12 protein-coding genes are annotated in these 13,420 nt (G+C 42.6%); 10 read left to right on the top strand and 2 right to left on the bottom strand.

Annotated features, from left to right (window positions below; translation table 11 throughout):
- Nucleotide 1: 1 nt before the first annotated feature.
- The gene (locus KQP93_RS12420) at nucleotides 2–958 is read right to left on the bottom strand and encodes an AAA family ATPase (protein WP_054553219.1); all 957 of its coding nucleotides are present in this window, start codon (nucleotides 956–958) and stop codon (nucleotides 2–4) included.
- Between the two features lie 336 nt (nucleotides 959–1,294).
- Between KQP93_RS12420 and fadI the strand changes: the two genes are divergently transcribed.
- The 3 genes from fadI (at nucleotide 1,295) to KQP93_RS12405 (ending at nucleotide 5,493) form a co-directional block, all read left to right on the top strand.
- Nucleotides 1,295–2,605 carry an acetyl-CoA C-acyltransferase FadI gene (gene fadI / locus KQP93_RS12415; RefSeq protein WP_054553218.1) on the top strand — a complete coding sequence of 437 codons (1,311 nt, stop codon included), beginning with the start codon at nucleotides 1,295–1,297 and terminating at the stop codon, nucleotides 2,603–2,605.
- Nucleotides 2,605–4,830, top strand: a complete 2,226-nt coding sequence (gene fadJ / locus KQP93_RS12410) for a fatty acid oxidation complex subunit alpha FadJ (RefSeq protein ID WP_217874685.1) — start codon at nucleotides 2,605–2,607, stop codon at nucleotides 4,828–4,830. The genes fadI and fadJ overlap by 1 nt, the downstream gene beginning before the upstream one ends.
- A 132-nt stretch (nucleotides 4,831–4,962) precedes the next feature.
- Nucleotides 4,963–5,493 carry a GNAT family N-acetyltransferase gene (locus tag KQP93_RS12405; RefSeq protein WP_217874684.1) on the top strand — a complete coding sequence of 177 codons (531 nt, stop codon included), beginning with the start codon at nucleotides 4,963–4,965 and terminating at the stop codon, nucleotides 5,491–5,493.
- A gap of 13 nt (nucleotides 5,494–5,506) precedes the next feature.
- Here KQP93_RS12405 and KQP93_RS12400 read toward each other — a convergent pair whose 3' ends face one another.
- On the bottom strand, nucleotides 5,507–5,893 hold the full coding sequence (locus tag KQP93_RS12400; RefSeq protein ID WP_217874683.1) for an MmcQ/YjbR family DNA-binding protein: 387 nt from the start codon (nucleotides 5,891–5,893) through the stop codon (nucleotides 5,507–5,509).
- Between the two features lie 190 nt (nucleotides 5,894–6,083).
- Between KQP93_RS12400 and efpL the strand changes: the two genes are divergently transcribed.
- The 7 genes from efpL to KQP93_RS12365 all read left to right on the top strand — a co-directional run bounded on the left by efpL (nucleotide 6,084) and on the right by KQP93_RS12365 (nucleotide 13,362).
- On the top strand, nucleotides 6,084–6,656 hold the full coding sequence (gene efpL / locus KQP93_RS12395; protein WP_055020721.1) for an elongation factor P-like protein EfpL: 573 nt from the start codon (nucleotides 6,084–6,086) through the stop codon (nucleotides 6,654–6,656).
- Nucleotides 6,657–6,802: 146 nt separating this feature from the next.
- Nucleotides 6,803–7,531, top strand: coding sequence for an RDD family protein (locus tag KQP93_RS12390; protein WP_217874682.1), 729 nt, complete (start codon nucleotides 6,803–6,805; stop codon nucleotides 7,529–7,531).
- On the top strand, nucleotides 7,528–8,478 hold the full coding sequence (locus KQP93_RS12385) for a stage II sporulation protein M (protein ID WP_217874681.1): 951 nt from the start codon (nucleotides 7,528–7,530) through the stop codon (nucleotides 8,476–8,478). Before KQP93_RS12390 ends, KQP93_RS12385 begins: the two co-directional genes overlap by 4 nt.
- Entirely contained in the window at nucleotides 8,468–9,928 is a 1,461-nt protein-coding gene (locus KQP93_RS12380; protein WP_217874680.1) for a hypothetical protein, read from the top strand. Before KQP93_RS12385 ends, KQP93_RS12380 begins: the two co-directional genes overlap by 11 nt.
- On the top strand, nucleotides 9,918–11,066 hold the full coding sequence (locus KQP93_RS12375) for a DUF4350 domain-containing protein (protein WP_217874679.1): 1,149 nt from the start codon (nucleotides 9,918–9,920) through the stop codon (nucleotides 11,064–11,066). The genes KQP93_RS12380 and KQP93_RS12375 overlap by 11 nt, the downstream gene beginning before the upstream one ends.
- Nucleotides 11,063–12,046, top strand: a complete 984-nt coding sequence (locus KQP93_RS12370) for an AAA family ATPase (RefSeq protein ID WP_217874678.1) — start codon at nucleotides 11,063–11,065, stop codon at nucleotides 12,044–12,046. Before KQP93_RS12375 ends, KQP93_RS12370 begins: the two co-directional genes overlap by 4 nt.
- On the top strand, nucleotides 12,043–13,362 hold the full coding sequence (locus tag KQP93_RS12365) for a DUF58 domain-containing protein (protein ID WP_217874677.1): 1,320 nt from the start codon (nucleotides 12,043–12,045) through the stop codon (nucleotides 13,360–13,362). The genes KQP93_RS12370 and KQP93_RS12365 overlap by 4 nt, the downstream gene beginning before the upstream one ends.
- Nucleotides 13,363–13,420: the final 58 nt, after the last annotated feature.

Below are 13,420 nucleotides of genomic sequence, written 5' to 3'. Positions count from 1 at the left end.
CTTATGGCACTGCCACCAATTCTAAAATACGGCTGATCACATCGTCTTTACTGATGCCATCGGCCTGTGCTTCATAGCTTAAGATAATACGGTGACGCAATACATTATGCAGCACTGCTTGAATATCATCTGGGGCAACAAAGTCACGACCTTCTAGCCAAGCATGCGCGCGGGCACACTTATCAAGGGCAATGGTTGCACGTGGGCTTGCGCCATACTCAATCCAGCGACCAAGTTGCTCATCAAGCTCTGCAGCTTCACGAGTGGCAACAATTAACTGTACTAGGTATTTCTCAAGCGGTTCAGCTAAATATAAACCTAATATGGCTTTACGGGCAGCAAATAGCTCACTTTGACTAATTTGTTGTGTCGTTGCTTGCTTATCAGAGATGGCCTCGCCACGGGTTAAGCGTAGGATATCTAATTCGTGTTCAGCACCCGGGTAATCAATGCTCAAATGCAATAAGAAGCGGTCAAGCTGAGCTTCTGGTAGTGGGTAAGTGCCTTCTTGCTCTAGCGGGTTTTGGGTTGCCATAACCATAAAGAGATCAGACAGTGGATAGGTGTTTTTACCTACCGTTACTTGGCGTTCAGCCATGGCTTCTAGTAGGGCTGATTGCACTTTAGCAGGAGCACGGTTAATTTCATCAGCCAAAATTAGGTTATGAAATAACGGGCCCTTTTCAAATACGAACTCACTGGTTTGCTGGCGATAAATATCGGTACCAGTTACATCTGCAGGTAATAAGTCTGGGGTAAATTGCACACGTTGGAAGCTGCCTTCAACGCCTTTCGCTAAGGCGTTGACTGCACGCGTTTTCGCAAGACCCGGAGGGCCTTCAACTAATAAGTGACCATCTGCCAAAATTGCGATTAACAGTGCTTGAGTTAATTGTGGTTGGCCGATAATTTGCGTGTCTAGGTATGATTTTAATTGTGAAAATGCGTTAACTGCCATAATAAAAAGACTGTCCTAAAAGCGTGAGTCAAAAATTGTTTTTGTTATGCACCAATGCGTTATATTCAGTACCGATAAACTCTTTGCGCGGTACCGTTGTGGGGCGCTATTAACAAGTTATAAGGATTCAAAAGTTATAACACAAGTGTTAGACACAAAATCCTCAAATAGTTCGTTATTTTTTAAGGATTTTTAGCCTACCATATAAATACGGTGTTTTTTTGTAAATAGGCCGAAAAAAGCCTATGGTTGAAAACTTACTATTGGCATTCGTACACGGGTTGTTTTAGAATCAGGAAAAACAAACAGGTCAGACCTGTCAGCGGGAGAGCATAAATGTCTGAGCAAAATATACTTAAAACAGCAAAAGGCGATCGTATCGCTATCGTTAGCGGCCTGCGAACGCCATTCGCAAAGCAAGCCACAGCATTCCATCATGTACCAGCCCTTGATATGGGTAAGTTAGTTGTCAACGAAATGCTTGAACGACTTAACTTTGATAAATCTGAAATTGACCAACTTGTATTTGGACAAGTAGTGCAAATGCCAGAAGCGCCAAACATTGCCCGTGAAATCGTATTAGGTACGGGTATGCCTGTTTCTGTTGATGCTTATTCTGTTTCGCGTGCGTGTGCGACAAGTTTTCAAGCCATTGCTAACGTAGCCGAGTCAATTATGGCAGGTTCAGTGCAAGTAGGTATCGCAGGTGGTGCTGACTCATCGTCTGTATTACCAATTGGTGTTAGTAAAAAATTAGCGGGTAGCCTTGTTGATTTAAACAAAGCACGTACGCTTGGTCAGCGATTAAAGATTTTCTCTAAACTACGTTTAAAAGATTTACTTCCTGTACCGCCAGCGGTCGCTGAGTACTCTACTGGTTTATCTATGGGTCAAACAGCAGAGCAAATGGCGAAAACGCATAGCATCAGCCGTGAAGATCAAGATGCCTTAGCGCATCGTTCGCACACCCTTGCAAGTCAGGCGTGGGCTGATGGTAAACTTAAAGATGAAGTAATGACTGCCCATGTTGCACCTTATAAGAGCTTTATTGAGCAAGACAATAACATTCGTCATAACTCAACAGTTGAAGGCTACGCGAAATTAAAACCAGTATTTGACCGTCAGCACGGCTCAGTTACCGCGGCTAACGCAACGCCATTAACTGATGGTGCCGCTGCGGTATTAATGATGAGTGAGAGTAAAGCAAAAGCATTGGGTTACGACATTCTAGGTTATGTACGCAGCTTTGCTTTCTCAGCAATTGGTGTGCATGAAGATATGCTAATGGGGCCGGCGCACTCAACGCCAATTGCCCTAGATAGAGCCGGTATCACATTAGCTGATTTAGATTTAATCGAAATGCATGAAGCATTTGCAGCGCAAACACTGGCAAATATGAAAATGTTTGCGTCAGATAAATTTGCACAAGAAAAGCTAGGTCGCAGCAAAGCGATCGGCGAAATTAACATGGACAAGTTCAATGTATTAGGTGGCTCACTTGCATACGGTCACCCATTTGCGGCAACAGGTGCACGCCTGATCACGCAAAGCTTACATGAACTTAATCGTCGCGGTGGCGGCTTAGCGCTTACGACTGCGTGTGCAGCGGGTGGCTTAGGCGCAGCCTTTGTATTGGAGAGTGCGTAATGACAGATTCAGTATTTAGTTTATCAGTGGCTGATGACGGCGTAGCCGTTGTAACCATTGATGTGCCGGGTGAGAAAATGAACACCCTGCGCAGCAGTTTCGCAGAAGATTTAAAAACCTTACTCAAAGACGCACAAGCGCAAGCAGTAAAAGGCATGGTATTTATCAGTGGTAAAAGCGATAACTTTATCGCCGGTGCTGATATTAAAATGCTTGATAGCGCCAATAGCCGTGAAGATGCATTAGCGTTAAGCGAAATGTGTCAGCAAGCATTTTTCGATATGAAAAAGCTGCCTTTCCCAACAGTAAGTGCTATTCATGGTGCTGCATTGGGTGGCGGTTTAGAGTTTGCTTTAGCTTGTGATTATCGCGTGTGTTCAGACAGCGATATCACCAAGCTTGGTTTGCCAGAAGTACAGTTAGGCTTATTACCTGGTGGCGGCGGCACTCAACGTTTACCTAAATTAGTTGGCCTGCAAAAAGCACTTGAGTGGATGCTTACAGGTAAGCAAGTGCGTGCTAAGCAAGCGAAGAAAACAGGCTTAGTAAATGACTGTGTACCACACAGTGTATTACTTGACGTTGCTAAAGAGTTTGCTCTGAAAGGTAAGGCGAAGGCTACTAAACCTAAGCTAGACCGTTTAAGTCAATTACTTGAGTCAAACCCATTTGGTCGCAATATTATTTTCAAAAAAGCACAAGAAAACGTGCTGAAGAAAACAGGCGGTCACTACCCAGCGCCTTTAGCTATTATTAAAGCCGTTCGTGCAAGTGTTGAACTTGATCAGTTAAAAGCATACAAAACTGAAGCTGAAGGCTTTGCCACGCTGGTAATGAGTGATGAGTCAAAAGCATTACGCGGTATTTTCTTTGCAACCACTGAAATGAAAAAAGAGTGGCGTAATGATGATGCACCAGCAATCGCGAAAGCGGCAGTATTAGGCGGCGGCCTAATGGGCGCGGGTATTGCCCATGTTAGTGCTGTAAAAGCGGGCGTTCCAGTGCGCATTAAAGATGTGGCTGAAAAGGGCATCAGCAATGCAATGAACTACAGCTATAAGATTTTAGATAAAAAGCAAAAGCGTCGTATTTTATCTAAAGCTGATCTACAACAAACCATGAATCGCATTACCGGTACCACCGATTACAGCGGCTTTAAACACATTGATATTGTCATTGAAGCAGTGTTTGAAGATCTTGCTTTAAAGCAAGGTATGGTGGCTGATGTAGAAAGTGAGTGCCAAGACAACACGATTTTTGCAAGTAATACCTCTTCATTACCGATTGCACAAATTGCTGCAGATGCAGCACGTCCAGAAAATGTAATTGGTCTGCATTACTTCTCACCTGTTGAGAAGATGCCACTTGTTGAGATCATTCCACATGAAGGTACGTCTGAAGAAACCATCGCACGCGTTGTTAACTTTGCCCGTAAGCAAGGTAAAACACCGATTGTGGTTAAAGACATGGCTGGTTTCTATGTAAACCGTATCTTAGCGCCTTATGTCAATGAAGCGGCTAATTTACTGCTTGCAGGTGAGCCAATTGAAAAGATTGACCAAGCATTGGTTGAGTTTGGTTTCCCGGTAGGGCCTTTAGCGTTACTTGATGAAGTAGGGATTGATATCGGTTCTAAAATTGCGCCAATCCTTGAAAAAGAATTGGGCGAGCGTTTTAAAGCACCTGACGCCTTTAATCGCTTAATCGATTCTAAGCGTTTAGGTCGTAAGACTGGCCGTGGTTTTTATCTTTACGACAAGAAAGATAAAAAAGTGGATGAGTCAGTTTACGAGCTACTTGGTGTTACGCCATCACCTCGTTTAAACAAGAGCGAAATTGCTAAACGCTGTGTTGCGCAAATGCTTAACGAAGCGGTGCGCTGTTTAGATGATGGCATTATTGCAAGCCCGCGTGATGGTGATATTGGTGCTATTTTTGGTATTGGTTTCCCACCATTCTTAGGCGGCCCATTTAGCTATATGGATAAACTGGGTGCAGCACAAGTGAGCTCAGAAATGGCGACTTTTGCTAACTACAACCCAATTTTCACACCTTGCGATACGTTAAAAGCAATGGCTGAAAAAGGTGGTCGTTTTTACCAAGCAGAAAGCGAAGAGCCTGAAGTAGCGCAAGCTGCGCCTGTCGATCCGGTTGAAGTAACCAAAGAAGTGGTCGAAGACGAGCAAGCATCAGAAGACGCTGATACAGAAACGACTAAAAGCTAATTTTTTAAATTAGTTAATTTTAAAAGCCCTGCTCATTGAGCGGGGCTTTTCTTCTATATTGGCCATAAGTGGTATTTAACTCTCGAAATCAGTTTGTTATAACTAGATTTATTTACTAAGCGATTAATCACCATGACTCTCACCACTGCGCGATTAGCACTACGGCTGTTAAATGCCGATGACTGGCCATTGTTTTATACTTTGCATAATGATGCCCAAGTAATAGCGAAATGCTTCGATAAGCCCTCAGAGGCGCAGCTGAGAGCTAAGTTTAATGAACGCTTAAAGCCTTGGCGGCCAAATTCGAATTCACCACTGTGTTTAGTTATTGTTGAAACCAGTACGGGTAAAGAGGTGGGGGTAACTGGGTTTACTTCATCAACAGTGCCAGATAGTCAAGAAGTCGGTTATTTGTTGCTGCCTAATTTTTATGGTCGTGGCTATGCCACAGAGTCTTTGCAAGCAGTGCTTGATTACGCCAAATCAGAACATGCCGTACGTGAATTTAAAGCGGTTGTCACCGAGGGTAATATCGGTTCAGAAAAAGTACTTGAGAAATGTGGTTTTCAGTTAGTCGATAAGCAGCTAGATGCGTATGCTATTGGCGGTGTTTTGTATACCGATCATCATTTTCATTTAAGTTGCACTGATCACAGAGCGTGATCAGTGCGCAATTTTACAGATGAAGCTCAATTGCTTTTCTGTCTTTTTCTGGCATATTCGCAACCACTAAATCAAACGAATTATCAATCATTCGTTCAATCTCTCCTTGTGGTACGGTGCCGTCTAAAATAACCGTATTCCATAAACGTTTGTTCATGTGATAACCCGGGATCACCGACGGGAAAATATCACGCAATGTTTGGGCTTCATCTGGATCGCATTTCAGATTTAGCCACCATACAAGGTTTCCCTCATCGTCTGTTTGGCCTTCTTTGCCCTCGGCAAGGGTGGCAAACATTTTATGATTTACCTTATAAACGTCGACATCTTGGCCAAATGGTTGGGTGATCATCACCAATGGCTTTTTCATTAAATATTCGTGTACTGTGTGTTGATTCATGATCCAATCCTTGAAGTCATTTTTCGTAGTTATAAACATAGCAGCTTTTTCGTAGTTTTGAGACAACTATTATCATAATTTGCTGAAAAGTCGAATAAATAACGGCTGCGAGTCAAAACTGTAAATTTTTATTGAACAAAAGCCATTACGTGGTAAATTTCTGTCATCAAAAAACGATAGGAATACACCCATGCCTAAGGCAAGTGAAGTTAAAAAAGGCGCCGCTATCGAGCATAACGGCCGTGTTTTAGTAGTTAAAGATATTCAACGTTCTGTACCACAAGGTCGTGCTGGTGGCAGTTTATACCGCATGCGTTTATACGATGTGGTAACAGGTGGTAAAGTTGATGAAACATTTAAAGACAGCGACATGCTAAAGCTTGCTGATCTCATTCGTCGTGAAGCTATGTTCTCTTACATTGACGGTGAAGAGTATGTTTTCATGGATAACGAAGACTACACGCCATATAACCTAAATAAAGAAGCAATCAGCGAAGAGATTTTGTTCGTTAATGAAGAAACTCAAGGTCTTCACGTTATTGTGATTGATGGCTCGCCAGTTGGCTTAGATTTACCATCGAGTGTTGAGCTTGTAGTTGAAGAAACAGACCCTTCAATCAAGGGCGCTTCAGCAAGTGCACGTTCAAAGCCTGCACGTTTAACAACGGGTTTAACGATTCAAGTTCCTGAGCATATTTCAACAGGCGACCGTATTCGTATTAATACCGTTGAGCATAAATTTATGGGTCGCGCAGAAAAATAATTCTGTAACCCCTTTGAAAGCCGGCTTATAGCCGGTTTTTTTGTTTTATTTGTAACGCGCTCATAACAAAATTCATTGAAAAAGGAACGAAAAACGCGCATTATTATTGGCTTACGAAAACAATAATAAATACCAGTAGTAGATTAATGTTGAACCACGGATTGGAAAACAGAGAATACATCAAACTCCCCGAAGGCGTTGATATCGCCATTACTCCCGCTGGCGTTGTTGCCCGAAGCTATGCCTACATTATCGATTTTATTATCCGTAGTTTGGTTTTACTTGCTGTAGGTACGGTATTGGCATTTTTTGGCGATGCTGGGCAGGGACTTATATTAATTGCTTACTTTTTAATTTCATGGGGTTATAACATCCTGTTTGAAATGGAAAGTGGCCAAACGCCGGGTAAAAAACGCCTTAAAATCCGTGTTGTGCAAGACAATGGCTTACCAGCAAGCTTTTCGCAAATTGTAGTGCGTAACCTACTACGCCCAGCCGATATGCTACCTATAGGCTATTTCTTAGGCCTTGTGGTTATGTTGTTTAACAACCGTTTTAAACGCATTGGTGATTGGGCTGCAGGCACCATGGTTATTTACGACGATGAGTTAGCTACGCGCCCTGAATTATCTCAAGGTGAAGTGCATATTCCTACCATTAGCTTAACGACCGAAGAGCAATTAGCGGTGCTTGCTTTTGCAGAGCGTCATGATGAATTATCTGATGCAAGGCGCCGTGAGTTGGCAGCTATTTTAGCAGCACCGTTTTCTGCTGAAGAGCATGAGATTGAGGCGCAGCTCGTTAGCTATGCACGCCACTTTGCAGGTCAAGTTCAACACGATAACGATTACCCGCAGCAGGAGGGTAAGCAATGAAGCAAACTCAATTTGTAAAATCAAATAGCGTCAGTTGGGATGAGTTTGAAGCGCTTTGCGAGAAAAATAGTGCGGAGTCTTTACCTGTTAATTTCCCTAACTTGTATCGCAAAGTCTGTAATGATTTAGCCATTGCCCAAAGTCGTCAATACAGCCCGGTGTTGATTGAGCAAATAAACAGGTTGGTACAGTTAGGGCAGAAGCGTCTTTATTTATCTCGAAGCAATCAATTTTCTGAAATATGGCATGTGGCCCGCACGGCATTTCCGCGTGCACTGTATGAAAATCGTTTAATGCTTGGTATTAACTTATTGGCATTTTGGGGATTGGCCTTAATTGCTTTTATTTGGGTGACAATCGACCCTGATGCTGCGTATACATTTTTAGGGCAAGGCACAGTACTTAATATCGAACAAATGTATAACCCTAGTGGTAGCGTTCAATCGGCTGAGCGCGGCGCATCGCAAGATCTGATGATGTTCGGGGTCTATATCTACAATAACATTGGTATCGCATTTCAGATGTTTGCAGGTGGCGTATTGTTCTGTGTTGGCGCTGCTTTTTTCCTATTGTTCAATAGTTTTTATTTTGGTGCTGTTGCAGCTCACATTGTGAATGTTGGATTTGAAGGGCCGTTTTTTTCGTTTGTAATAACCCATGGCTCGTTTGAGTTAACCGCTATCATCATTGCCTCAGCGGCCGGGTGTCAAATAGGTTACGGCTTGTTAAATCCTGGGCAGTATACCCGTGCACATGCAATGAAACAGGCTGCACAAAAAGCGCTTCCACTGATTGTTGGAGCATTTTTGATGTTAGTCATTGCCGCTTTTATCGAAGCATTTTGGTCACCCCGTGATATTGCTAACGAAGTTAAATATTTAGTTGGCAGCGGTTGTTGGGCTTATGTCATTTTTCGCTTATACAGAGGAATGCGCTATGGAGCTTAATCGCCTTAGCTTCAATCCTCGCAAGCGCAGTGCTTACGAAACCTTTGATTTAACAGTGTTGCTAGTTAAGCAGCATGCTGTGGCATTGGTTTCTTTGTATTTGATGATGGCAGTACCCGTATTTTTGATTGTCGGCTTTTTATTAAGCTGGGGCATAGGTGGCTTTGTTGTTTGGTGGCTTAAACCTGTATTTGAGCGACCTTTACTCGATTACATGTCAAAAGCGGTTTTCAATCAGCCAGTCAACATAATGAGTAGCTTAAAGTCACTCAAGCAGTTAAAAATCGCTGATATGTTAGCGCATTTAACCGTTTTTAGGCTCAGCCCAAACAGAGCATTTTTAGCCCCTGTAGAGCAACTTGAACGACTATCAGGTGAGCGCAAAACTAAGCGTAAGCAGGTGTTGTTTGCTTCAACTAAGCCTAAGCAGACATTGTGGATGCTGTTCTGTGTACATTTTGAGTTTATCTTATTAATGGGTATATCTGCGCTGACAATTGCACTTGTGCCCCATTCATTCTCTGCACAAGAAGCCATGTACCAAATATTCGAAGCGCCAATCTGGGTTGAGATAGCGTTTAACTTTATTTATATCTTCAGTATTTCATTAGTGGCGCCGTTATTTGTCACAGGTGGATTTCTTGCATATTTACACCGCCGAGTTGAACTAGAAGGCTGGGATATCGAGCTGGCATTTAAAAATATTCGCACCCGTCTTGCAGGCGTAGTCAGTGCTGTAGCACTACTTATGCTGACAACGTTTACGCTGCAACCATCAACAAGCTATGCAGAGCAAATCGATAAGCAAGCGGTAAAAGAGCAAGTTACGGCTCTTTATAATGAGCCCAATGTCATCGAAACTGAGACTACTTGGGTGCCAAATGTCGAAGCGAAAGCGAGTTCATCAGAGGGTGACTGGTCTTGGCTTATCGATGTGTTTACTGCCATTGGTGAAGTGTTTGGCGTGTTAGTTTGGGTATTGGTCGGTTTATTAGTTATTTGGCTAGTTTATTATCTGATGCAAAAGCGTGGCTTTTTTGCCAACTTAAGCTTGCCTGAGCGCAGTAAAGTGAATGAACAGCCAGTTATCCCAACCTTATTTGCAGAAATTAAAAAGAAGGATTTACCAGCAGATTTAATTGCTGCAGCAAAGCAATGTTTTGAGCAAGGTGAGCACCGCTTGGCACTGGCGTATTTGCTTCATCATGCGCTGAGTTGGGCGCAGCAACAGCATGAAGTGCGCTTGCACCGCTCGATGACTGAGCGCGAATGTAAACGTGCAATTGATGCTAGGGTGCCAAATCAAGGGCAAGCAATTTTTGCCCGCTTATTTTCTGCGTGGGTCACGGTTGCGTGGGGCCATAAAACCCCTGATATCGACTTTATCGAGCTGACTGAGCAAATTACGGCAATGACCGCAGAGACTAAGGAGCAAGCCCATGAAGCTTAAATTTGTGCTCATAGCAGTGCTAGTGGTGTTTAGCTTATTTGTTATTGCTGGTATTGCTTCTTTAGATTGGCAGAAAAAAGAAATCGAAATTGGCTTTCATAGTGATGTGGCAAAAGATAACTTTACGATGGCTAAGCGGCTACTTAAAGCCAATGGTATCGATTGGAATAAAAACAAACGCTTGGCAGAGCAAGCACAAAGTGATGAGTTAAACATAGACCCACAAAGTATCTTAATTTTGGATGAGGCGGTGCTTGCTGACTCTTACCAGTTAGATGTACAACTTGCTGATTGGGTCGCTGATGGCGGACGTTTAATTTATGTATTAAACAGGCAACGTGATGAGCTGGCGATTGATAGCACAGTATTTTTTAGTCAGCTTGGCCTCAATGTAGAAAGCCAAGAAGATGTGTTTGAATATGATTTTGCGATGCTCAAAGAAGGGAATAAAAATAGTAATTTATCAATTGATGAAAACACTCAGCTTGACCTTGAGCTAAGCCGTGCCTTTTTTATTGAAAACTGCCCCGGTGTGAGTACCAATAATGATAATGGCGACACCTTGATGTGTGACTTTGCATTTGGTCAAGGTAGGGTCATTGTGATGCCATCGCTGTTACCTTTTACCAATTACCGACTTCGCCATCTGGATCATGGCAGTTTATTACTTTGGTTAAGTAAAGGGGCTGAAAAAGTAACCTATGTACCTTACCTGACTTACCCAAATTGGTTTGCCAAATTATGGCACTGGAGCTGGCAATTTGTGGTGACGTTGCTGTTATTAATTGTGCTTGCGGTGTGGCATATCAGTAGTCGCATCGGCCGCTCTTATGCTCCTGACTTCGATATAAAAACCAGCTTTAACCAGCATATTCGAGCAGTAGCAAACTTTTATTCTGAGCATGGTCACGAAGCCGTGTTATTTACTGCACTCAAGAAAGATTTTTACGCCAAAGTAGAGTCGCGAGTGCCTAACTTTAAGATGCTTAGCGCTGAAAAGCAGGCGCAGATCATCGCTAATTTAACTCATTTTGAAAAACAACAGGTGGCTGAGTTGCTTGCTAGCAAGTTGCCTGAGTCCAAAGAACAACGAACAGAATATATAAAACGATTTAAACAATTAAGGAATGCCTTATGAGCACGGAATTAGACACTAATCGCATGAGCTTAGTTGAGGCAGCTGATGCAGTAAAACAAGTAAAGCATAACATTTCGCGTGTGTTAGTTGGTCAAGATGCCATTGTTGAAAATGTGCTTACGGTACTCTTTGCGGGCGGCCATGTGTTACTTGAAGGGGTTCCTGGGCTTGGTAAAACGCTACTGGTTAGAGCTTTAGCAAAAAGCTTAAATGTAGACTTTTCGCGAGTGCAGTTTACACCGGATTTAATGCCTTCAGATGTTGTTGGCCATAGTTTGTATGATATGAAATCAGGTGAATTTAATATCAAAAAAGGCCCAGCATTTACTAATATTTTGCTGGCTGATGAAATCAACCGTGCACCAGCTAAAACGCAATCAGCTCTTCTTGAGGTGATGCAAGAGCAACAAATCACCATTGATGGCGAGTCATTATCTATTGATTCACCGTTTATGGTATTAGCCACTCAAAACCCATTAGATCAAGAAGGGACGTACCCACTGCCTGAGGCTGAATTAGATCGCTTTATGATGAAAGTGGAGCTTGGTTTTCCTTCTCATGAATCGGAAGTTGAGCTTTTAAAACTGAATACACAAATTGTCTCTAATGAAACCAAAGTAGAGCAGCTGCCAGCAGTCTTGGATGCTAAGCGTATTGCAGAAATTAAACAGCTTTGTGCAGATATCTTAGTAGACGAACAAATACTTAATTATGCAGTTGATATAGTGCGTAGTTCACGAACTTGGCAAGGTGTACTGCACGGCGCAGGGTTACGTGCGTCAATTAATATCATTAAAGCGGCAAAAGTAATGGCATTAATGAATGGCCGTGACTTTGTAACCCCAGATGATGTGAAGTCAGTGTCAGTGAATATTTTAAGACACCGATTAATTTTATCGGCTGATTTGGAGCTGGAAGGGGTGTCATTCGATGAAGTGATCAATGCCATTTTAGCCAGTGTTGAAGCGCCACGCTCATGAAACGCATCAAGCATAGACCTGCAAAACGCTTAATACAATTAACAGCTTTGCTGCTGTTATTGTTGCTTGTCTGTGCCATTGCATCAGTTGATAGCTTAGTGCTAACGGCCTTGCTCTTAGTGCCTTTATTGGCTGCATTTGTAGATTATATGGCAGCGAAGTCAGAGCCTTTAATTGAAGTAAGTGCACAAACGAGTCTCAACATGGCTTTGTATCGCCGCCAAGCATTGCAGGTAGTGATTAAAAATAAAGCGAAGCATGCGACCATGCTAGATGTCAGTGTTCATTTAAGTAATGCAATTGAGCTACAAAAGCCACAGCAAACGGTGTTTATAGATGCAATGCAACAAGCAAAGCAGAGCATTAGCTTACGTGCTCACAAACGAGGTGATGCGCAAATAAGTGCCATTGAGCTTAGGGTCGGGTCGCCATTTGGCCTTTGGCAAACAAACTGGTTAGCTGCGCAAGCAATTCAATTAAAAGTGTATCCCGATTTTAGCCGGGTTACTTCAAAGCAGCATTTAAATGGCGTAGTGAATAAGCCTATTTCAGGCTTAAAGCTCACTAAAAAGCGCGGTGATGGTATCGAGTTTCAGCAGTTACGTGAATATCGCCAAGGTGATAGTGTTAGGCAGATAGACTGGCAGGCGACCAGTAAGCGTCGAAAACTTATTTCTCGTGAGTATCAAGAAGAGCAAAATCAACATGTCATAGTGATGCTAGACGCTTCTAAAAAAATGGCCATAGAAGCCAATGAAGGCAGCCACTTTGATCATGCTTTAAATGCATTGCTACTACTGTCGCACACAGTTTTAAAGCAAGGTGATTGGTTTAGCATGCAAAGCTTTAACCAAAACCTGCGCTGGTTACCCGATGTAAAAGGCGCGCAGAATGTATCACGGGTGATGAATCACTTTTATGATCTATACCCAGATAAGAGCAGCAGTGACTATTTAGTGGCTGTAAACCAATTAATCGCCAAGCGCAGTAAGCGCTCTTTAGTGTTATTAGTCACCACCCTTGATGAGCAAAGCATTGATGAGTTAATGCCTGCAATTAAGCTATTACAAAAACACCACTTAGTGGCACTTATTAATATTAATAATCGGGCGGTAAATGAGGTGCTCGATGAGCCTATTGAAAAGTACGAAGATGCAACCAGCTATTGTGCAGCATTAGCGCTTTTAAATTCACATAAAGCCAATATGGCGAAGCTGAAAAAACAAGGGGTAATAGCTATAGATTGTAACCCTGAGCAGCTACTACCGCATGTGCTTAACACCTATTTAAATGTGAAGCACTCCGGGGCATTGTAATTACCTAATAGCAACCCGCAATAAAAAAGGCATTGAATTCAATGCCTTTTTTATTCGC

The organism is Pseudoalteromonas shioyasakiensis, from assembly GCF_019134595.1.
Lineage (GTDB): Bacteria > Pseudomonadota > Gammaproteobacteria > Enterobacterales > Alteromonadaceae > Pseudoalteromonas > Pseudoalteromonas shioyasakiensis_A.
This window is presented reverse-complemented; position numbering and strand designations above follow the sequence as displayed.